This is a genomic window from Pseudomonas sp. TH10 (assembly GCF_016651255.1).
In the GTDB taxonomy this organism is placed as follows: domain Bacteria; phylum Pseudomonadota; class Gammaproteobacteria; order Pseudomonadales; family Pseudomonadaceae; genus Aquipseudomonas.
In genome coordinates this window covers 14,785-35,111 of record NZ_JAEKEG010000033.1, presented here as the reverse complement: position 1 = coordinate 35,111, position 20,327 = coordinate 14,785, and the positions used below count along the sequence as shown (strand labels likewise).

The window sequence follows — 20,327 nt, the reverse complement described above, 5'->3', positions numbered from 1 at the left end:
CGATCAAAAGATCGCAGCCTCGTTTCTCTCGGCAGCTCCTACCCGGATTGCATGCAGATCCCGCGCAAATCGCACCCGGTTTAGTCGGGGGAACAGCTAGCGGCGGCAAGAGTCATAGCCTGCGCCATGCCATTGATCGTATGGTTAACCGTCCCGAAGAATCTGATGGAACACCATGCAAGCCAATCGATTGATCACAAGCGTCACCGCGCTACTGGTACTCGCCGGTTGCGCCACGCAAAGGACACCGGAACCGCCTGCGCGCAAGCCCGCAGAGGTCAAGGCTGAACTGGTGCGTCTGTTGCCGGCCAAAACAGCCGATCGCCAGGGCTGGGCCACGGACATCTATGCCGCATTCGCCGCGCAGGGCATTTATCCGAGTACGCAAAACCTCTGCTCGGTGCTCGCCGTCACCGAGCAGGAGTCGACGTTCCAAGTGGACCCGCCAGTGCCCGGGCTGGGCAAGATCGCCCGTGAAGAGATCGACCGCCGGGCCGCCAAGGTGCATATCCCCCGCCTGCTGGTCAGTGGCGCGCTGCAGGTCAAATCGCCTAACGGCAAGAGCTACAGCACCCGGCTCAATGCCGCGCGCAGTGAAAAGGAACTGAGCGCGATCTTCGATGATTTCATCGGCATGGTGCCAATGGGGCAGACGCTGTTCGGCGGATTTAACCCGGTGCATACCGGTGGGCCGATGCAGGTCAGCATCGATTTCGCCGAGCAGCACGCCAAGGGTTACCCGTACCCGGTGGACGGCACGATCCGCCACGAAGTGTTCAGCCGTCGCGGCGGCATGTATTTCGGCATCGCGCATTTGCTCGGCTACCCGGTGAGTTACGAACAACCCCTGTACCGCTTCGCCGATTTCAACGCCGGCTGGTACGCCAGTCGCAATGCCGCATTCCAGAATGCCGTCAGCCGTGCCTCGGGCATCCCGCTGGCGCTGGATGGCGATTTGATTCGTTACGATTCGATCATGCCTGGCAGCACGGAACTGGCGGTGCGCACCCTTGGCAAGTCGTTGGGCATGCGCAATCCGACCATTCGCGATCAACTGGACAAAGGCAAAACCCTGGAATTCGAAGAGACCAAACTCTATCAACGGGTATTCGAGTTGGCGGAGAAGGCCGAAGGCAAGTCATTGCCGCGTGCGGTGTTGCCGGGGATCGTCCTGCAAAGCCCGAAAATCACCCGCAAACTGACCACGGCCTGGTTCGCCAAACGGGTGGATGAGCGTTACAAACGCTGCATGGCCCGAGCCCGCTGAGCGGGCCCAGGCCTCTGTGGGAGCGCGCGGTTGTTTGCATCAGACGGCCCAGGGTAAATTCAATCAAATGACCTTCACTGCCCGGCCGATGAATTGAATCGGCCCGGTGGGCTTGCCGATCGGCGAGCCATTGGGGTTCTCCAGGGTCAGCTCGAACAGTTGATCCGGGACCAGTGGTGGCAGCTTATCCAGCGGCACCGACAGGGTTTGCCCCGGTTTGACCAGACCCAGGGATACCGGTCCTTGCCAACCGTCAGCCTTGGTCCAGAATTCCAGCGCCTTGTCGGCTGGAACTTCAACCACCCCCAGCGGAATCAGCTGCAACTCCCTTGGGTTGCTCGCCTGGACGACCCAGCCCGGCGCCTTGTCCTGAGGGCCGACCAATACCACCAGGTAGGTCGGCTTGGCCGTGGTCTGCGTCAACAGCAATGCACCGAACAGCAGACTGGCTGCTAGCCCGGCACCGGCCAGCCCGCGCCATAAGGGCAGCAGGTTCCACCAGGAGGGCGCGCGCGGGGCAGGTGACCGGGGTTTGGGCTCCAGGACCTGCACACTGCGCTCAATCCTCGGCCACAATTGGGTAGAGGGAAGCACAGGCTCGACGAGGTCGGTCAGGCCGAGCAGGCGACGTTCCCAGCTGTCGACCGCCGTGCGCAACTCGGCGTCGTCCTCGAGGCGAAGGCGCACCTGAACTCGCAACTCGGCCGGGAGCGTGCCCAGTACATACTCGCTGGCCAGTTCGTCGCGCTCTTCAGGGGTTTCGTTCAAAGGTCTGCTGATCATCCCATGCACTCCCGCAACGCCGTCAGGCTGCGCTTGATCCAGGCTTTGACCGTGCCCAGCGGGGTGCCGAGCTTGTGTGATATCTCGGCGTGGGAATAACCGTCGACGTACGCATGCACGATGCAAGTGCGCCGTGCCGGATCCAATTGCTCCAGGCAGTGATGGATGCGCCCGGAATCGGCCTGGTCATCGAAAGCTTCGGTAACGTCCGGCACTTCGGTCTCGTCGTGGCTTTCGCGCCGATGGTCGCGCAGGAAATTCAGCGCCAGGTGCCGCGTTACGCTGTACATCCAGCCCCGCGCCGAGCCTCGCGCGGGATCGAATCGCGCGGCACCGTTCCAGATTTTCAGAAATGCATCGTGGACAATGTCTTCGGCCAGTGCCGTGTCGCGGACCAGGCGCTTGGCCACGCCCAGCAGGCGCGGACTTTCCTGCACGTATAAATCGCGCAAGGCCTGCCGTTCGCCTCGCCCGCAGGCGGCCAGGTGTGCTTCGTAATCGAATAAGGGTTCGGGCAAGGACACTGTGCTCAGCCATTGTTGGGACCTGGCATGCAATCTAGCAAACAAACACAACTCCTGTAGGCGCAAGGCTTGCCCGCGATGGCTTTTTGTCAGCAAATGTTGAATCTGCTGACCGACCACCCTCGCGGATAAGCCCTGTTTCCGCAGCTGCCAGAGCTGCTACAGCTGTTCCCGGTCACAGAAATTGCAGGTGTCCCGGATCACGGATAATGCATGTGTTCCAGAATATTGCAGTGTCCAGGCGTTTATTCGAGGTGGGTGCCGGAATCAGTTCGCGGCCCAGAAGATGTAATCGGCCTGGTACTTCACCACTTCCTGTTTGCCCTTGTTCGCCGCTGTGCATTCGCTGCCCGGCGCTACGCCGCCCTTGAGTGCGACGCGCTGGATGTAACTCACGCCGGTCATGGCGCCTTTGCCTTCGGCCGGGTTGGCCTTGACCAACTGATAGGGCAGGTTGCCCGGGCTCGATGGCGCCACGGCCAATTGCGTGCCGGTGACTTTTGAACCGTCCTTGGCCTGCCAGGTGGCGGGTGGACCAAAATAGGTGCCGACCTGCTTGCCGCTGCGATCGTTGAGCACCGCTTTCGGGCCGACGAAGGTCCACTCGGTCTGCCCGGCGACGTTGGGCTTGTCGCGGCACTCATAGGTGATCTCGCCGACCCCGGTGGTCTCCATCGCCACCTTGTGCCCGTCCGGCACCTTGATACTGTCGGGCAACCCCGTCTGGGCGAAGGCGGCGGTAGTGGTGGCAAGCAAACCGGCAAGGCACATCAGCTGTTTGGCGTTCATTGATAGCACTCCGAAAGTGGGTAATCCGCTGTGCAGCATCAGGGCTGCTACAGGTACTACCCGCCACGGGGCGATTTGGATGCAGAGGCGAAAAAGAAATTTTTCCGCAGGAGCCGAGTCAGCTGCTACAAAGAGAGAACTGCAAAGGAGGTGTGTATGTACCAGCTCTACGGACACAGGAACTCCGGCGCTGCGGCGATTGAGGCGGCGTTGGAACTCTGCGAGATTCCCTATCGTTTCATCGATGTCGAGGCCTCACCAGAGTCGGCCCAGGCCCTGGAGAAACTCAATCCGCTGAAGCAGATACCAACCCTGCAATTGCCCGACGGCAGCGTCCTGACCGAGAGCGCCGCGATCCTCATCCACCTGGGGCTGACCTTTCCCCAGTCGAACCTGCTGCCGGACGACGTCGCCGAACGCGACCAGGCCATTCGCGGTCTGGCGTTCATTGTCAGCAATTGTTATGCGGCGATCGGCATCATCGACTACCCCGAGCGCTGGCTGGACGAATCGGATGAGAAGTCCCGGCAGAACCTCATGGCCGGCGCGCGCCAGCGCCTGCACTGGAGTTGGGAGGTGTTCGCCGACCAGTTTTCCGGCGAGTTGTACCTGGGCGACGAGGCGCCAGGCGCTCTGGACGTTCTGGCCGCCGTGGTCAGCCGCTGGGCGGGTAGCCGCGAACATCTGCGTAGCACCCGGCCAGGATTTTATGCGTGGCTGGAGCGAATCGACCGGCATCCGACATTGGCACCGGTGTTTGCCCGGCATTGGCCAACGTGAACAATACTGTGGGAGCGAGCCTGCTCGCGATGGAATGTCAGATCCAATGATGTCGACTGACACTCCATCGCGAGCAGGATCACCCACAAGTGGGACCCGAACTATTCTCCGCGGATGTACTGCTCCAGCTGTTTGATCAGCTCGGCCTGTTCGGCAATCGCTTCTTTCACCAGGTCACCAATCGACAGCAAGCCGATCAACTTGCCGTTCTCCACCACCGGCAAGTGACGCAGGCGTTTGTCGGACATGATGCCCAGACAGGTGTCGACGGTCTGGTGGGTGTCCACGGTGATCACGTTCGCCACCATGATGTCGCGAACCGGTGTGCCCACCGATGAGCGGCCATGCAACACCAGTTTGCGCGCGTAATCGCGTTCACTGATGATGCCTACCACTTTGTCGTCTTCCACCACGAGCAGGGCGCCGACGTTCTTCTCGGCCATCTTCATCAACGCTTCCAGCACCATGTGGTCGGGCTTGATCTGGTGCACTTCCTGATTCTTCTGATCTTTCAACTTGAGCAGTTGGGCGACGGTTTTCATGGTGGGTACTCTGGTGTTGTCGTTGTTCTAGAAGAATCATAGACCCGGGCGTCGAGGGCAAGACGCAAAAGCGGCGGATATGATGCAAAAAACGTCATTTGGCAGTTTTTTTATACATTTTCCCGTTCCAACGCCACATAACCTCGCTGGCTCGGCAGCTGTGACGAGGATACGCGTAGAATGCCCACCAGATTCAGTTTCCCGAGGTTGCAGTGGTGGATTTACCGCAGGGCTTCGTCCTGACCCGGCATTGGCGCGATACGCCGGCCGGCACCGAAGTCGAGTTCTGGCTGGCGACCGACGCCGGGCCGCGCCGTGTGCGCTTGCCGCATCAGCCGTCGGTGGCGTTTATCCCCGCCGAGCAGCGCGCAGCGGCTGAACGCCTGCTGCACGATGAAAAGAACGTCGAACTGCGCCCGTTGGCCCTGCAGGATTTCGAGCATCGCCCGGTGCTCGGCTTGTATTGCCAGCAACATGGTCAGTTGATGCGCCTGGAAACAGCGCTCAATCGCGCGGGTGTCGACGTCTACGAAGCCGATGTGCGCCCGCCTGAGCGCTATCTGATGGAGCGTTTCATCACCGCCCCGGTGTTTTTCAGCGGCACGCCCGATGCCGACGGGGTTTTGCTCAACGCACACCTCAAACCCGCCCCGGCTTACCGACCAAAGCTGCGGCTGGTCTCGCTCGACATCGAAACCACCGAAACCGGTGAGTTGTATTCCATTGCCCTGGAAGGCTGCGGCGAGCGTCAGGTGTACATGCTTGGCGCCGCGAACGGTGATGCCAGCATCGTCGATTTCGATCTCGAATATTGCGACTCGCGCACGCTCATCCTGAAGAAACTCAACGACTGGTTCGCCCGCCACGACCCCGACGCGATCATCGGTTGGAACGTCGTGCAGTTCGACCTGCGCATCCTCCACGAACATGCCCGGCGTCTCGGTGTGCCGCTGAAGATCGGCCGTGGCGGCGAAGAGATGCAATGGCGTGAGCACGGCAGCCGCAATCACTACTTCGCCTCGGCAGCGGGGCGGCTGATCATCGATGGCATTGAATCGCTGCGCTCGGCGACCTGGAGTTTTCCCTCGTTCAGCCTGGAAAACGTCGCCCAGACGCTGCTGGGCGAGGGCAAATCCATCAACACGCCGTATCAGCGCATGGACGAAATCAATCGGATGTTCGCCGAGGACAAACCGGCGCTGGCCAAGTACAACCTCAAGGACTGCGAACTGGTCACGCGGATCTTCGCCAAGACCGAACTGCTGACGTTCCTGCTGGAGCGCGCCAGCGTCACCGGCCTGCCGGCGGATCGCAGCGGTGGTTCGGTGGCGGCGTTCACCCACCTGTACATGCCGTTGATGCACCGCCAGGGTTTTGTCGCGCCGAACCTGGGGACTAATCCGCCGCAGGCCAGTCCCGGCGGCTTTGTCATGGACTCGCGCCCGGGGCTCTACGAGTCGGTGCTGGTGCTCGACTACAAAAGCCTTTATCCGTCGATCATTCGCACCTTTCTGATCGACCCGGTGGGGCTGATCGAAGGCTTGCAGCACCCGGACGACACCGACTCGGTGCCGGGCTTCCGTGGCGCGCGGTTCTCACGCACGCGGCATTGCCTGCCGTCGATCGTGTCGCGGGTGGCTGAAGGTCGCGAGACCGCCAAGCGCGAGCACAACGCGCCATTGTCCCAAGCGCTGAAAATCATCATGAACGCCTTCTACGGCGTGCTCGGTTCCAGCGGCTGTCGGTTCTTCGATACGCGACTGGCCTCCTCAATCACCTTGCGCGGCCACGAAATCATGTTGCGCACGCGCAAGCTGATCGAAGAGCAGGGGCACGCGGTGATCTACGGCGACACCGATTCAACCTTCGTTTGGCTGCGTCGTCCCCACGGCCAGGCAGAAGCCGCAGAGATTGGCCATGCACTGGTCAAGCACGTCAACGATTGGTGGCGCGAGCATGTACGGGACGAGTTCGGCCTGGAAAGTGTCCTGGAATTGCAGTTCGAGACGCACTACAAACGCTTTCTGATGCCGACCATTCGGGGCGCGGAAGAGGGCAGCAAGAAGCGCTATGCCGGGCTGGTGAGCCGCGCCGATGGGACGGAAGAAATGGTCTATAAAGGCCTGGAAACCGTACGCACCGACTGGTCGCTGTTGGCCCGGCAGTTTCAGCAGGAACTCTACGAGCGGATTTTCCAGCGCAAGCCGTATCAGGATTACGTGCGCGATTATGTGCGCAAGACGTTGGCCGGCGAGTTCGATGATCGACTGATCTATCGCAAGCGCCTGCGCCGCACTCTCGACGATTACGAACGCAATGTGCCGCCCCATGTGCGCGCGGCACGGCTGGCCGACGAATACAACGTGCAGCACGGCCGTCCACGGCAATACCAGAACGGCGGCTGGATCAGCTACGTCATCACCCTGGCTGGCCCGGAGCCGCTGGAAGTGCGTCGCGCGGCCATCGACTACGACCACTACATCACCCGGCAACTGCAACCGATTGCAGACGCGATTCTGCCGTTTGTCGATGACGACTTCTCAACCCTGATCGGCGGGCAACTGGGCCTGTTTTGAGTCAAGCAACTGCAATGTCCACTCATCAAGAATGCCGTGGAAGTAGCGTTCCAGTGCCTGATGGAAGAGGCTGTCTTCAGCGGCAAACTGAGCGAACAGCGTCATTGACGAGTGGAATTTCAGGTCATCCGGGTGACCAAAGATTTCTGCAATCGAACGTTGCTGCACGTTCAGCACCAACTGAGTGCAGGTGCGCAGGCGTGTACCCAGCACTGCATGATCCAGATAGGCCATCGCTTCTGCAGCCGATTGGATAGCGAAGCGCCGGGACATTTCACTGCCGCCCAGCCCGGCGAACTGCGGGAACACGAACCACATCCAGTGGCTGCGTTTGCGGCCGGCAGCCAGTTCCTCGAGGACGTAGTCGAACACCGGGTCCTGCGCCTGGAGGAAGCGGTCCAGGTTAAAGGAGTCCAGCGGATCGGTGCTTCTCATGTAGAAGCCCTCTGATGAAACCGATGGCCTAGACCATGGCCAGTCGCTGTTTGCGTTGTGGCGCACGAAACACTTGGTCCAGCGCCTCCAGATCCCCGGGTTCAAGCCTGATGTCCTGGGCTTGGGCGTTGAGTTTGACGTGCTCGGGTCGCACCGCCTTGGGGATGGCGATCACCCCGTCCTGTCGCAGAATCCATGCCAGTGCCACCTGCGCCGGTGTCGCGGCGTGACGGGCTGCCACTTGTCCAAGGGTGGCGTGGGCCAGCATATGCCCACCTTGGCCAATGGGACAGTAGGCCATGAGCGGCATACGCTGCTGTTGGCACCATGGCAACAGATCGAATTCGATGCCGCGCTCTTCGAGGTTGTAGAGCACCTGATTGGTGGCGCACGCCGGATTGGCCAGTTCCTGCAGGTCATCGACATCAAAATTCGACACGCCCCAGCGGCCGATCTTGCCATCCTCGCGCAGGCGTTCGAAGGCCTCGACGGTTTCCTCCAGCGGATACTGGCCGCGCCAATGCAACAGATAGAGATCAATGTAATCGGTGTCGAGCCGACGCAGGCTACGCTCGCAGGCTTGCGCGATGCCCTTGCGACTGGCGTTGTGCGGATAGACCTTGCTGACCAGAAACACCTGATCGCGCAGGCCGGTAATGGCTTCGCCGACCACTGTCTCGGCACCGCCCTCGGCGTACATTTCGGCGCTGTCGATCAGGGTCATGCCCAGCTCGATCCCCGTGCGCAGGGCTGCGACTTCACGCTTGTGGTCGGAGCGGTCTTCACCCATGCGCCAGGTGCCCTGGCCAATCACCGGCACCTGCACGCCGGCCAATTCGAGGGTACGCATGCAAACCTCCTGAAAAATTCGCTGGTGTACGTTCGGCAGCATGAATGGCATGAGGTTCATTGCTGCAAGGCTCCAGGCTACCGCAGCCGGTGGACGTTGTTGAGTGGCGCATCCTTTGTGCAGGTTTACGGACCGTCGGCACTGCACTTTTTCAGCATTCGCGGCTCTATCCATGGCCTGCCCGCGGCGATCCCCACCGCCGGCCAATGCCCAAGTCGCAAAATTCATGGCCCAATTGTTGTCCCTCATCACCGCGCACATCCGCGGCCAACGCTGGCTGATCGCCTGCATGACGCTGCTGTTCGTCACCGGTTGCAGCCAGCAGCAGGGACGGGACGTCATCAGCCAGTTTCGCGAAGGCAAACCCCAGGAATTTCTCCAGACCAGCGTCGACCGCATGGCCACCCTGACCATGCGCGACAACCTCGACAGCCTCTACCTGCTCATGAACAAGCTGTACCTGCGCAACCCCGACGAGCTGAAAAAGTCCGGCTTTCTCGACGCTCGAATTGCCGAAAAACAGGTGCGCATGGCGATCGAGCAGCAGCAACCGCTGCCCACCCTGGGGGCAGGAAGGATCTGGCGGCGCTGAGCTATGCCATGAGTCCGGAGTTTCTCGGCGACCGGGTCGGTGCGTTCATCTATGCCATCGGCAGCATGCTGGTGACGGCCCACGGTGACCGGCTGGAGTTCTACATGACGGATGCGATCAATCCGACCTTCGTCAACAACGCCGCGCGCAACATCGAGAAAGCCACCTGGATCCTCAGTCAGCGGCAGAACCCCCAGGGCGGACCCTTGCTGTTTTCAAACGAGATCTCGGAGGAGGGCAGCAACCTGAGTTTTGCCGTGGAATTCGGCAAGATCGTTGCGCGCCTGGACCTGTTGACCCAGATGCTCGACGAGCGATATCGACGGATCGGCCTGAACTACGCGCAGAGCCTGCTGTTTCTGAATTTTTTACCGGTGCAGTGATCCGAGTCAGTTACAGTGTAAAGTTGTATACAATTTATCTCGCTTGAAAGGGAGCTGCAACCTTCATGACAGACCAGGCCGCCGTCGAACGTGCGCGCACCGAACACTCTGCCAAGAGCGAAAAGCTGCCTTACGCTGCGCTGCTGGCGTTCGCCATGACCGGTTTTATCGCCGTGCTCACCGAAACCCTGCCGGCCGGGTTGCTGACGCAGATCGGCGCCGGGTTGCAGGTCAGCGAAGTGTGGGCCGGCCAGCTGGTAACGCTCTATGCCCTTGGCTCGATCGTGGCGGCCATTCCGCTGACTGTGGCGACTCGCGGCTGGCGGCGTCGGCGAGTGCTGATGATGACGGTGTGCGGATTTCTGTTGTTCAACACAGTCACGACGTTCTCCAGTCACTACGGGCTGACCTTGGTGTCGCGCTTCCTGGCGGGCATGGCCGCGGGCCTGGCGTGGGGCATCATGGCCGGTTACGCCCGGGGCCTGGTCACCCCGCGCCTGCAAGGTCGGGCGCTGGCGATCGCGATGCTTGGCACCCCGGTCGCGCTGTCGCTCGGCACGCCTGCCGGGACCTGGCTGGGTAACCTGATTGGCTGGCGCGCCTCGTTCGGCATCATGTCGGCCCTGGCGCTGCTGCTGGCGGCCTGGATCATGGTCGCCGTGCCGGACCGTCCCGGCCAGCCCGACACCGAGCGCCTGCCCCTGGCCAAGGTGTTCAGCATGAAGGGCGTGCGTCCTGTGTTGTTTGTGGTGCTGACATGGATGCTGGGGCATAACATTCTGTACACCTACATCGATCCGTTCCTGACCCAGGCGGGTCTGGGTGAACGGGTGGACCTGGTGCTGCTGGTGTTCGGTGTCAGTTCTCTGGTGGGTATCTGGGTGATTGGCCTGCTGGTGGACCGTTGGTTGCGCCGGTTGGCGCTGATCAGCCTCGCGGTTTTTCGCTTACCGCGCTGGTGCTGGCCATGGCTGCGTCGTCGCCTTGGGTGGTGTATGGCTGCATGGCGGTGTGGGGTCTGTCATTTGGCGGGTCGGCAACGTTGCTGCTGACGGCGGCTGCGGATTCTGCGGGGGAGAACGTTGATGTGGTGCAGGCGATGCTGACGACTTCCTGGAACGTGGCCATTGCCGGGGGCGGACTGTTCGGTGGTCTGCTGCTGGACCGGGTGGGCGCGATGGCGTTTCCCTGGGCGTTGCTGATTTTGTCGCTGGTGGCGTTTGCTACGGTTTTTGTTAATAGCCATTACAGCTTCAAGCCGGGGCGGCGGTCGCACTGACCTGCAATGATCCGAACTCATTCTGTGGGCGCAACGCTTGCCTGCCACGGCTGCCTGCGTCGCACCCCCTGTGGGAGTAAAGTTGCTCGCGAGCGGTCCGCCATTCAACATCATTGCCGAATCGATATAACCATAGTCCGCATTGATATAAGTAGTTATAAGAAAAATCGCTATGCTGCGGGCCAGATTTTTCCTGTCGTTTTTCTGGACGTCTTAATGGAATTGGCAAATTTCGGCCTGGTGATTGCCGGGCTGGTGGTAGGTTTTATCGTCGGCATGACCGGTGTCGGCGGTGGTTCGTTGATGACGCCGATCCTGCTGTGGTTCGGTATCAACCCGGCCACAGCGGTCGGCACTGACCTGCTGTACGCCGCCATCACCAAATCCAGTGGTGTTCTGGTTCACCGCAAAAACAAGAATATCGACTGGGCGATCACCGGCTGGCTGACCCTCGGCAGTGTCCCGGCAGTGGTCATGACATTGTGGTTCCTGAGCACGCTGCACAGCTCTCCGGATGCCATGAATGCCGTTATCAAACAGGCCCTGGGTTTCGTACTGTTCGCGACGGCACTGGCAATTTTCTTCAAGAAACGCCTGCTCGATTTCGCCCACAAACGAGCTGGCGGCAACTACAACCCGAGCGGTCCGCGCCTCAATGTGATGACTGTCATCACCGGTTTGGTCCTTGGCACAATGGTCGCACTGACGTCCATCGGCGCTGGCGCGCTGGGCACCGTGGCCTTGTTCATCCTCTATCCACTGCTGCCAACCCGGCGCCTGGTGGGCACCGAAATCGCCCACGCCGTACCGCTGACCCTCGTCGCCGGTCTTGGCCACGCGAGCATGGGCAACATGGACTGGCACGTGCTGGGCTATTTGTTGATCGGCTCGCTGCCGGGCATCTGGCTGGGCAGTCACCTCACCGGACGGATCTCCGATGAAGTGCTGCGACCTTGCCTGGCGACCATGCTGGTATTGATCGGTTACAAATTGGCGTTCTGAGTGAGCCGTGCGTCAGGCCTTTTGGATCAGACGCTTCATCACAGTGATGTCGAGCCCCTCGTCATCGACCGTATGCTCGACAACTTCCCAGCCCAGCCGCGCATACAACGACTGCGCCGCGTCGGTGTACAGATACAACTGCGGCACACCCAGCGCTGCAGCTTCTTCGACTATGCGCTTGACCAGTTGCGACGCGACCCCGCGGCCGCGCTGTTCAGTCTTCACATACACCCCGGCCAGCCACGGCGTCAGCTCGGGACGGGTTTTCATGTCGCTGTCGATCAGCAGGGCGCCTCCGAGCAATTGTGCACCTTCAATGGCGACCACAACCGAGGGCACTGCACCTTTGCCACAGGCCGCCCGCATGCGCACGGTTCTGGCTTGCAGTGTGTCGCCGGGACGGTATTGACCCCACTCGTTGAAATTGAGTTCGGCCAACTCGGGGATGAGTGCTGGATGGTCGCACAGGTAGTCGATTTGCATGGCGCTTGAAGCTCCTTTTCATGACGCTGGCTTGTCGTGCGCCGACCATAGAATGTTCGTTTCAAGTCATCAACTGCGCACAGGATGGCGGTTGCGCAATAATCGCCCTGACCTAAGCTTTGAACAAGGCGAAACATTATTGCGGTGCGTCACCCGGAACAATCACCGCGATGCGCAATCATTAGAGCGTGGATTACAAAAGGAGATGCGCATGCTCATCAGGTCTTTGACCCTGACTACCTTGCTGGTACTCGCCGGCCCCTTGCTCGCCGCTGACGGCGATTCACCGCTGGACATGGACAAGGGCCGCTCGCGTCCGCTGATCGTGATCGCGCCCAGCACGGTGGACCCGACGTGGGTCAGCCTGAAAAAATCCCTGGAAGAGCCCGACAACAAAAAAGGCTTCACCGACCGCAACATGGTGCTTTATTCGGTGATCAACACCATGGGTCAGCGAGAGGGCAAAGACCTCGACCCACAAAGTACGATGGCGCTGATTCGTGCACTGAAGATGGGGGCAGGGGCGCAGACCAAGGTCATTCTTGTGGGCAAGGATGGTGAGAAGAAGCTTGAACAATTGGGGACGGTAGACCTGAAGCAGATTTTCAGCACTATCGATGCCATGCCGATGGCTGAAAAAGAAGCGGCGGCAGCGGCGGTGGCGGCACCGGCCGAAGCCGAGCCGGCCAAAGGCGCCAAGGGCGCGAAACCTGCCAAACCGGCTAAACCCGCCAAGCCGCCTGAAATGCCCGACGACTGAAACAAAATGGGCGACCTGCACAGGTCGCCCATTTTAGTGTTCACACGGAAGGTAGTTTCGATCAGTGTGCCAGCACGCCCAGAACCGAGTGAGCGATCTTGACCCTGTCGGGGATTGGAAAGTTCTTGTTCGCAAGAATCACGATGCCTATCTCCTTGGAGGGCACGAACGCCGCATAGGCGCCAAAGCCGCCAGTCGAGCCGGTCTTGTTGATCAGTACATTCTGCGGCTGTGGTTGCGGGGGTTAAGCCACTTGACTTGATGCGCCTGCATCGCCATTTCCGTTGAATTCCCGGCCAGTAGCTGGTCGAGTGTGATGGGGTAGCTGTACAGCTCCCAACCCAGCCCCTGAGTCATGTTTGCGACGCTGTAGTAACCGGTGTGGGTGGTAGCGATAGCCTGTTGCATCGGCGCTTCCAGCTTCGTCGGCCGCATGTTTGCCTCGACATAGCGCAGCATGTCGACGGCGCTGGTTTTGACCCCGTACGCCTCGGAATCGAGCGCTCCCGGGCCGACTCTGACGGGTTTGTCCTCCTTGTTGTAGCCCTGGGCGTACAGTGCCATTTCGGCCGTTGGGACTTTGAGCCAGGTATGGGAAAGGCCCAGTTTTGGCAGCAAGGTCTGTTCCATCAACTGGTCAAATGGCGCCCCCATGCTTTGCGCGGCCAGATAGCCAAAGAGCCCCAGGCTTGGGTTGGAATATAGTCGATGGCTGCCAGCGTCATAGGTCGGCTTCCACTGCTGGAAATAGCCGATCATGTTGTCTGGCGAGTCGGCATTTTCGAGGAACTGCAACGGCAGACCACCGGCGGTATACGTGCCCAGTTGCAGCACGCTGATGTTGTCGAAGGCGCTACCTTGCAATGCCGGGAGAATCTGGCTGGCCTTTGTCGACAGGGACAATTTGCCGCTGGCCTGGGCGTAGGCGGCCAGGGTCGCGGTGAAGGTTTTGCTGAGTGAGCCTATCTCGAACAAGGTGTTTTCAGTGACCGCCTTGCCGGTTTCCCTGGAGGCTGCACCGAAGTTGAAATAATGCGCCTGGCCTTTGTAGGTGACGGCTACCGCCATGCCCGCGATGTTTTGTTGCTGCATGACGGGGGTCACGGCGGCCTTCACGGTCGCTTCGATTTGTTGATCGGAGGGCGCAGCGGCGATGCAGTGGGTCGTGGCGAGGAGGAGTCCGAATGCGCTGCAGGCCAGGGTTTTGCTGAGGCTGGAGATGTGCATGAGGGGTGGTAGTCCTTGGTGTTTTTGCATATTGTACAGGCTAAGTGGAGAATGAATCCTGAGCAAGGAGACTGTCACTTCCTGCAAGGCCGGAAAACGGATCTGTACACCGCCAAAAGCCCTAGCGCACCAGACACGGCCGCTTGTTATCGAACGTCCACCCCGGAATCAGAAACTGCATGGCCACGCTGTCATCCCGCGCACCCAGGCCCATTCCTTTATAAAGTTCGTGCGCCTTGGCCACTTGATCCATGTCCAGCTCAACACCCAGCCCCGGTTTCTTCGGCACCTGCACGCAGCCGCCGATGATTTGCAGCGGTGCCTTGGTCAGGCGCTGGCCGTCCTGCCAGATCCAGTGGGTGTCGATGGCGGTGATGTCGCCCGGCGCTGCGGCAGCCACGTGAGTGAACATCGCCAAGGAAATATCGAAGTGATTATTGGAATGCGAACCCCAGGTCAGGCCCCACTCATGGCACATCTGCGCGACTCGAACCGAACCCTGCATCGTCCAGAAGTGCGGGTCGGCCAGCGGAATATCGACTGACTGCAACTGGATCGCGTGGCCCATTTCACGCCAGTCTGTGGCGATCATGTTGGTGGCGGTTTTCAGCCCGGTGGCGCGGCGGAACTCGGCCATCACTTCACGGCCCGAATAGCCGTTTTCCGCTCCGCAAGGGTCCTCGGCGTAAGCGAGCACATGGTGCTGATCGCGGCACAGACGGATTGCCTCCTTCAGTGACCATGCGCCATTCGGGTCCAGGGTGATGCGTGCGTCAGGGAAGCGTTCGGCCAGGGCCGTCACGGCTTCGATTTCCTCATCCCCTGACAACACGCCGCCCTTGAGTTTGAAGTCCTTGAAACCGTATTTCGCCTGCGCCGCTTCAGCCAGACGCACCACGGCTTCGGCAGTCATGGCTTTCTCATGGCGCAGGCGAAACCATTCATTGTCGGCGTCCGGCTCGCTGCGGTAGGCGAGGTCGGTTTCGCGCTGATCACCGACGTAAAACAGATAGCCGAGCATCTTCACTTCATCACGTTGCTGACCTTCACCGAGCAGCGCCGCGACCGGTACGTCGAGGTGCTGACCGAGAAGGTCGAGCAGGGCGGCTTCTAGACCAGTGACCGCGTGGATGGTGATGCGCAGGTCGAAGGTTTGCAGGCCACGGCCGCCGGCATCGCGCTCGGCAAAAGTCTGGCGCACTTGATTGAGGATCTTTTGATAGGTGCCGATCGGGCTGCCGATCACCAGGCTGCGTGCATCTTCCAGTGTCTGGCGAATGCGTTCGCCGCCGGGTATTTCGCCGACACCGGTGTGGCCGGCGTTGTCTTTGAGAATGACGATGTTGCGGGTAAAAAATGGCCCGTGGGCGCCGCTCAGATTGAGCAGCATGCCGTCGTGGCCGGCCACCGGGATGACTTGCATGTCGGTGATGATCGGGGCTTTGGCGCTGTCGTGTGCATTCATTGTTGTTGTCCTTGTGAGTCGTCTGCGAAAACGCCAGTCAGGCGTGTTTCGGCGCGGCGTCGGCCACGGCGATTTCAGCGGCGGGTTTGGGTGCGGTGCGTGCGAAGAAAACAATGATCGCGGCGATGATCGAGGTCGCGGCCAAGCCATAGAGGCCGCCCTGAATCGAGCCGGTGTGCTCTTCGAGCAGGCCGAACGTGGTCGGCGCGACGAAACCGCCTAGGTTACCCACCGAGTTGATCAGCGCGATCACTGCGGCGGCGATTCGTGCATCCAGATACGCCTGGGGAATCGGCCAGAACAGCGACGAGGCGGATTTGAACCCCAGCGCCGCAAAGCAGATCGCGACGAAGGCGAAGATCGGCCCGCCAGTGGTGGACATGAACATCCCCGCTGCAGCGATCAACAACGCAGTGGCGACCCAGGCTTGTTGATGTTTCCATTTGGCGGAAAACGAGGCAAAGGCGTACATGCCGATGATCGACAACAGCCACGGAATCGAGTTGAAGAGCCCGACCTGAACGTCGCTCATTTCGCCCATCTTCTTGATGATGCTCGGCAGCCAGAACGTCGCGGCGTAGATCGTCAACTGGATGAGGAAGTAGATCAGGCAGAACAGAATGATCTGCCGATCCTTGAGCAGTTTGCCCATCGATGGACGGATGGGTGTGGCGGCTTCGCGGGCCTTCTGTTCATCGTCGATGGCTGTGACCAGGGCGTCCTGTTCGGCACGGGTCAGCCATTTCGCATCGTGGGGTTTGGCGTCGAGCCAGAACCAGACGAACACGCACAGGCACACTGAAAACATCCCCTCGATGAAGTACATCCATTGCCAGCCGTGCAGGCCGAGTCCGTTGATTTGCAGGAGCAGGCCGGACAACGGCCCGGAAATCAGCGAGGCCACGGCCGAACCGCTGAGGAAGATCGCGATCGCTTTGCCGCGTTCAACGCCGGGCAGCCAACGGGTGAAGTAGTAGATCACGCCGGGAAAAAATCCGGCTTCGGCTACGCCGAGCAGAAAGCGCAAAACATAGAAGTGGGTTTCGTTCTGGATGAACGCCATGCCGGCGGCGACCAGACCCCAGGTGAGCATGATGCGGGTCAGCCAGATGCGTGCGCCGACTTTTTGCAAAAGCATGTTGGAGGGGACTTCGAACAACGCGTAACCGATAAAGAACAGGCCAGCGCCGAAGCCGTAAGCGGCGGCACCGATGCCCAGATCGTGTTCCATGTGGGTGCGGACAAAACCGATGTTCACCCGGTCAATGTAGTTGACGATGAACATGATGACGAACAGCGGCAAGACGTGGCGTTTGACTTTCGAGATGGCGGAACTCAGGACCGGATCGGCGGCCTGGTTCATCCCGTGTATGGATGATTTCACAGATGTTCTCCCACTGATTATTTTTATGCGGGGTGGAGCTTCCTGTTGCGTTGTTGATAGACATCATACAACTGCTATTTTTACGTCTGCAAGGTGTTCTGCTCAGTAAACTGGCAGAGACAGGTGGTATTTTTAATCTGTAGCGGAGGTGTTGGCGCTGTAATGAGCTATTTACTAGGGTTTGGTTGAGTGTTGTCATACAAGTTAACTGTCTTTTCCAGAGATTCCCGAGCAGCGCAGTGCTACGATTGCAGCAGTTCCGCTTTCGGATGACGCCATGCAAGAAGACCTCGAAGCACCCGCTCGCAAGCGCACCCATAACCTGGCCCATGACCTGGTCGCCAAGCTGACCCAGAGCATCTTGCTGGGGCAGATGCAGCCAGGGGACAAGCTGCCGTCCGAGAACTCGATCGTGCAGGAACACGGGGTCAGTCGCACCGTGGTGCGCGAGGCAATCTCCAAGCTGCAGGCGTCGGGTTATGTCGAGACACGTCACGGCATCGGTACCTTTGTGCTGGAGCGTGAGACGCAGCAGGGCCTGCGATTGAACGTCGATACCGCGCTGGGGGTGCGCAGCATCCTGGAGCTGCGCATGGGGCTGGAAACCCAGGCCGCCGCGTTGGCAGCTATGCGCCGTTCGGATCAGCACCTGGTGCAAATGCGCCAAGCGCTCGACGACTACCAGCGCTTGCTGGCGAATAACGACAGTTGCGTTGAAGCCGACAGGCGTTTTCACTTGCTGATCGCCGAAGCCACCGGCAATGCCTGCTTCAGTGAAATCATGCAGCACCTGGGGCACGCGATGATTCCTCGAACCCGGGTCAACGCCGCCGAACGCGGTGCGGCGGACTTGAGCAAGCTGGGCCTGCTGGCCAACCTTGAGCATGAGGCAATCCTCAATGCGATCAAACGCCAGGACACTGACGCGGCGCGCGCTGCCATGTGGTTGCACCTGACCAACAGTCGCGACCGCTTTCTCGCCGATCACACCTGACCGTCCGTCTCGCCGACAGCACGCGGCGCCCGAACCGCTTTCCAACAAGTACGGCCCAGATTTGCTGGACCTCATCAATGAGGTGCGTCATGGCTAACGAAACGAACTTCCCCGGCACAACCCCCGACACCGACCCCGCCAGACCCATGCCCGGCACGGATGAGCCGTTGATGGATCACGATGCGCCCCCTGGCATGGACCCTCGCGGGATCCGTCCGAGGCGGATGCGGATCGTCCTGAAGACTGGATGGACCCCACTGCGGACGAAGACATGCCGCCAGCGGATGAACCTTCGCCGCTGTCAGATGATCGTCGCTAAACGGCACCAGGCGACCGTGCCGGATTAATCAGTCGTTGTATTCGCAAGCCTGACGGCATCTGCCTGTCAGGCTTTTTTGGTGAAAATGCCTGGGCGGCGGCGGGGTTGTAAGTCCCTCGGGGTCTATCGATCTCCATCTATGCTTTATCCACAAACGGATGGCACTCGCGCGGACCGTGGTGGACTAAGCATCAGGTCGCGAACTTGCGGCCTGTGGACTGACATGGATCGGACATGAACGAAAAGACGCTACAGAATAAATCGTTGGTGATACTGCTGTTCGTGGTCACCGCCGCCTTCATCTGGATCCTGCTGCCATTTTACGGTGCGGTGTTCTGGGCGGTGATTCTGGGAATTGTGTTTGCACCCTTGCAGCGCCGCCTGCAGTTGAAGTTTGGCTGGCAGCGCAACGTGACCTCGCTGTGCACCCTGAGTGTGTGCCTGGTGATCGCGATTTTGCCGGTGATCATCATCAGTGCGTTGCTGGTGCAGGAAGGCGCGGTGTTCTACAAGAGTGTGGAAAGCGGCGAGCTGGATATTGCGGCCTATGTGGCCCAGTTCAAACACAGCCTGCCTACCTACTTCCAGCACCAGCTCGACCGCTTCGGCATGGGCGAGTTGAACGGCTTGCGTGGAAAAACTGGTGAAGAGCGCCATGACCGGGGGCCAGGTCCTGGCATCCCAGGCCTTCAGTTTTGGCCAGGGCACGTTTGAGTTTGTCGTGAGTTTTTTCATCATGCTGTACCTGCTGTTCTTCCTCCTGCGCGACGGCCCCGAGCTGGCGCGCAAGGTTCGCGCGGCAGTGCCGCTGCAGGAACACCAGAAACGCCGGCTGCAGCTCAAGTTCAATCGCGTGGTGCGCGCGACCGTTAAAGGCAATCTGTTGGTGGCTGTCACGCAGGGCGCTCTGGGGGGACTGATGTTCTGGTTTCTGGATATTCCGAGTGCGTTGCTGTGGGCGGTGCTGATGGCGTTTCTGTCGCTGTTGCCGGCGGTGGGGGCGGGCATTGTCTGGGGGCCGGTGGCCGCTTACTTCCTGCTGACCGGGGCGATCTGGCAGGGCGTGGTACTGGGGTTGTTCGGGGTATTCGTCATCGGCCTGGTGGACAACGTACTGCGTCCAATCCTGGTGGGCAAAGACACCAAGATGCCGGACTACATGATCCTTATTTCAACGCTGGGCGGCATGGCGGTGTTCGGCCTCAATGGCTTTGTGATCGGGCCACTGATCGCCGCGCTGTTCATGTCGAGCTGGGCGATCTTCAGTGAAACCAAACCCAGGGTGCAACTGCCTTAAGCGTTGAATGCACCGTCGACGATCTTCTGCGACAGGGCCTGTGCCGCTGGCAGCGAAGTCAGCGGGCCGCTGATTGGCTCGCCGTCGCGCATCAGATACCAACAGGCCAGCAATCCCGAAGCTCTGAGCGAGGCGGGAACGGCGCTGCCGATAACGGACATGATTTGAACCTGAGCCATGACAAGTACCTCCATCAATCGATGGAGCTACCTTAAGGACTCGCCGGCTCTACGGAAAATCAACGTTTTCGATAGTCGTCATTGACGCCAGTGTGTGCTGCGTTCAGTCGACCACCAGGTCCAGCATATGCACCACTTCCTGCTCATTGAGCACCCCTTGCGCACCAGGTTTTCGGTCAGCAGCGAGAGGAACTTGGCGTTGCGGTGGCCTTCCAGGTGCTTGAGTTCGGTCAGCGTGTCATACACCTTGCTGGAGGTGCACAGGCCGACATTGCGATGCGGATTCTGTGTGGGCATGAGGTCGTCCTTGTTGTTATCAACCTGTTATTGGCGGACAGGCCCAAGCTTGCGGACCTGACATGACATAAATATGACTGTTTTATCCAAAATGGGGAAAGAGGATCGAGTCAATCTTGC

At 60.1% G+C, this 20,327-nt stretch carries 16 protein-coding genes and 5 pseudogenes; 9 read left to right on the top strand and 12 right to left on the bottom strand.

Annotated features, from left to right (window positions below):
• Positions 1-175: 175 nt before the first annotated feature.
• Entirely contained in the window at positions 176-1,267 is a 1,092-nt protein-coding gene (locus JFT80_RS04940) for a DUF1615 domain-containing protein (protein ID WP_201147120.1), read from the top strand.
• A gap of 63 nt (positions 1,268-1,330) precedes the next feature.
• Here JFT80_RS04940 and JFT80_RS04935 read toward each other — a convergent pair whose 3' ends face one another.
• From JFT80_RS04935 to JFT80_RS04925, 3 genes are all read right to left on the bottom strand, one after another.
• Positions 1,331-2,050 carry an anti-sigma factor domain-containing protein gene (locus JFT80_RS04935; RefSeq protein ID WP_201147119.1) on the bottom strand — a complete coding sequence of 240 codons (720 nt, stop codon included), beginning with the start codon at positions 2,048-2,050 and terminating at the stop codon, positions 1,331-1,333.
• Positions 2,047-2,574 (bottom strand): sigma-70 family RNA polymerase sigma factor, encoded by a 528-nt coding sequence (locus JFT80_RS04930; protein ID WP_374091325.1) that lies wholly within the window; start codon positions 2,572-2,574, stop codon positions 2,047-2,049. Before JFT80_RS04930 ends, JFT80_RS04935 begins: the two co-directional genes overlap by 4 nt.
• Positions 2,575-2,841: 267 nt before the next feature.
• Positions 2,842-3,363 carry a DUF3455 domain-containing protein gene (locus JFT80_RS04925; protein ID WP_201147117.1) on the bottom strand — a complete coding sequence of 174 codons (522 nt, stop codon included), beginning with the start codon at positions 3,361-3,363 and terminating at the stop codon, positions 2,842-2,844.
• A gap of 156 nt (positions 3,364-3,519) precedes the next feature.
• Here JFT80_RS04925 and JFT80_RS04920 point away from each other — a divergent pair, with 156 nt between their 5' ends.
• Positions 3,520-4,143: a glutathione S-transferase gene (locus JFT80_RS04920; RefSeq protein ID WP_122839373.1), complete on the top strand. Its 624-nt coding sequence runs from the start codon at positions 3,520-3,522 to the stop codon at positions 4,141-4,143.
• A gap of 101 nt (positions 4,144-4,244) precedes the next feature.
• Here JFT80_RS04920 and JFT80_RS04915 read toward each other — a convergent pair whose 3' ends face one another.
• Positions 4,245-4,685, bottom strand: a complete 441-nt coding sequence (locus JFT80_RS04915; protein WP_008084932.1) for a CBS domain-containing protein — start codon at positions 4,683-4,685, stop codon at positions 4,245-4,247.
• A 215-nt stretch (positions 4,686-4,900) separates the two neighbouring features.
• Here JFT80_RS04915 and JFT80_RS04910 point away from each other — a divergent pair, with 215 nt between their 5' ends.
• Positions 4,901-7,261 (top strand): DNA polymerase II, encoded by a 2,361-nt coding sequence (locus tag JFT80_RS04910; protein WP_201147116.1) that lies wholly within the window; start codon positions 4,901-4,903, stop codon positions 7,259-7,261.
• Here the strand turns inward: JFT80_RS04910 and JFT80_RS04905 are convergent.
• Complete coding sequence (locus tag JFT80_RS04905) at positions 7,226-7,696, bottom strand: DUF1810 domain-containing protein (protein ID WP_201147115.1); 471 nt, start codon at positions 7,694-7,696, stop codon at positions 7,226-7,228. The genes JFT80_RS04910 and JFT80_RS04905 overlap by 36 nt on opposite strands.
• 28 nt (positions 7,697-7,724) lie before the next feature.
• Positions 7,725-8,546, bottom strand: a complete 822-nt coding sequence (locus JFT80_RS04900) for an aldo/keto reductase (RefSeq protein WP_201147114.1) — start codon at positions 8,544-8,546, stop codon at positions 7,725-7,727.
• A 226-nt stretch (positions 8,547-8,772) separates the two neighbouring features.
• Here JFT80_RS04900 and JFT80_RS04895 point away from each other — a divergent pair.
• From JFT80_RS04895 to JFT80_RS04885, 3 genes and pseudogenes are all read left to right on the top strand, one after another.
• Positions 8,773-9,521, top strand: a pseudogene (locus JFT80_RS04895) (hypothetical protein).
• Positions 9,522-9,586: 65 nt separating this feature from the next.
• Positions 9,587-10,800: pseudogene (locus JFT80_RS04890) on the top strand (MFS transporter).
• A 216-nt stretch (positions 10,801-11,016) separates the two neighbouring features.
• Complete coding sequence (locus JFT80_RS04885) at positions 11,017-11,802, top strand: sulfite exporter TauE/SafE family protein (RefSeq protein ID WP_201147113.1); 786 nt, start codon at positions 11,017-11,019, stop codon at positions 11,800-11,802.
• 12 nt (positions 11,803-11,814) lie between these two features.
• Here JFT80_RS04885 and JFT80_RS04880 read toward each other — a convergent pair whose 3' ends face one another.
• Positions 11,815-12,285: a GNAT family N-acetyltransferase gene (locus tag JFT80_RS04880; protein ID WP_201147112.1), complete on the bottom strand. Its 471-nt coding sequence runs from the start codon at positions 12,283-12,285 to the stop codon at positions 11,815-11,817.
• A 211-nt stretch (positions 12,286-12,496) separates the two neighbouring features.
• Between JFT80_RS04880 and JFT80_RS04875 the strand changes: the two genes are divergently transcribed.
• Entirely contained in the window at positions 12,497-13,045 is a 549-nt protein-coding gene (locus tag JFT80_RS04875) for a DUF4174 domain-containing protein (protein WP_201147137.1), read from the top strand.
• A gap of 61 nt (positions 13,046-13,106) precedes the next feature.
• Here the strand turns inward: JFT80_RS04875 and ampC are convergent.
• From ampC to JFT80_RS04860, 3 genes and pseudogenes are all read right to left on the bottom strand, one after another.
• A pseudogene (gene ampC, locus JFT80_RS04870) lies at positions 13,107-14,272 on the bottom strand (class C beta-lactamase).
• 121 nt (positions 14,273-14,393) lie between these two features.
• On the bottom strand, positions 14,394-15,737 hold the full coding sequence (gene gudD / locus JFT80_RS04865; protein ID WP_201147111.1) for a glucarate dehydratase: 1,344 nt from the start codon (positions 15,735-15,737) through the stop codon (positions 14,394-14,396).
• A gap of 37 nt (positions 15,738-15,774) precedes the next feature.
• Positions 15,775-17,121, bottom strand: coding sequence for an MFS transporter (locus tag JFT80_RS04860; RefSeq protein WP_201147110.1), 1,347 nt, complete (start codon positions 17,119-17,121; stop codon positions 15,775-15,777).
• A gap of 277 nt (positions 17,122-17,398) precedes the next feature.
• Between JFT80_RS04860 and JFT80_RS04855 the strand changes: the two genes are divergently transcribed.
• A complete protein-coding gene (locus tag JFT80_RS04855) occupies positions 17,399-18,115 on the top strand; it encodes a FadR/GntR family transcriptional regulator (RefSeq protein ID WP_201147109.1) in 717 nt (238 codons plus the stop codon).
• 553 nt (positions 18,116-18,668) lie between these two features.
• Positions 18,669-19,731 (top strand): annotated as a pseudogene (locus JFT80_RS04850) (AI-2E family transporter).
• On the opposite strand, the gene JFT80_RS04845 reads toward JFT80_RS04850, so the two are convergent.
• Entirely contained in the window at positions 19,728-19,910 is a 183-nt protein-coding gene (locus JFT80_RS04845; RefSeq protein ID WP_201147108.1) for a hypothetical protein, read from the bottom strand. The pseudogene JFT80_RS04850 and the gene JFT80_RS04845 sit on opposite strands and share 4 nt — an antisense overlap.
• Positions 19,911-20,013: 103 nt before the next feature.
• Positions 20,014-20,207: pseudogene (locus tag JFT80_RS04840) on the bottom strand (hypothetical protein).
• Positions 20,208-20,327 lie beyond the last annotated feature (120 nt).

Excerpts from the sequence above, each read along its gene's own strand:
- JFT80_RS04940 (WP_201147120.1), top strand. The coding sequence starts at position 176 with ATGCAAGCCAATCGATTGATCACAAGCGTCACCGCGCTACTGGTACTC.
- JFT80_RS04935 (WP_201147119.1), bottom strand. The coding sequence starts at position 2,050 with ATGATCAGCAGACCTTTGAACGAAACCCCTGAAGAGCGCGACGAACTG.
- JFT80_RS04925 (WP_201147117.1), bottom strand. The coding sequence starts at position 3,363 with ATGAACGCCAAACAGCTGATGTGCCTTGCCGGTTTGCTTGCCACCACT.
- JFT80_RS04920 (WP_122839373.1), top strand. The coding sequence starts at position 3,520 with ATGTACCAGCTCTACGGACACAGGAACTCCGGCGCTGCGGCGATTGAG.
- JFT80_RS04915 (WP_008084932.1), bottom strand. The coding sequence starts at position 4,685 with ATGAAAACCGTCGCCCAACTGCTCAAGTTGAAAGATCAGAAGAATCAG.
- JFT80_RS04905 (WP_201147115.1), bottom strand. The coding sequence starts at position 7,696 with ATGAGAAGCACCGATCCGCTGGACTCCTTTAACCTGGACCGCTTCCTC.
- JFT80_RS04900 (WP_201147114.1), bottom strand. The coding sequence starts at position 8,546 with ATGCGTACCCTCGAATTGGCCGGCGTGCAGGTGCCGGTGATTGGCCAG.
- JFT80_RS04885 (WP_201147113.1), top strand. The coding sequence starts at position 11,017 with ATGGAATTGGCAAATTTCGGCCTGGTGATTGCCGGGCTGGTGGTAGGT.
- JFT80_RS04880 (WP_201147112.1), bottom strand. The coding sequence starts at position 12,285 with ATGCAAATCGACTACCTGTGCGACCATCCAGCACTCATCCCCGAGTTG.
- JFT80_RS04875 (WP_201147137.1), top strand. The coding sequence starts at position 12,497 with ATGCTCATCAGGTCTTTGACCCTGACTACCTTGCTGGTACTCGCCGGC.
- gudD (WP_201147111.1), bottom strand. The coding sequence starts at position 15,737 with ATGAATGCACACGACAGCGCCAAAGCCCCGATCATCACCGACATGCAA.
- JFT80_RS04855 (WP_201147109.1), top strand. The coding sequence starts at position 17,399 with ATGCAAGAAGACCTCGAAGCACCCGCTCGCAAGCGCACCCATAACCTG.
- JFT80_RS04845 (WP_201147108.1), bottom strand. The coding sequence starts at position 19,910 with ATGGCTCAGGTTCAAATCATGTCCGTTATCGGCAGCGCCGTTCCCGCC.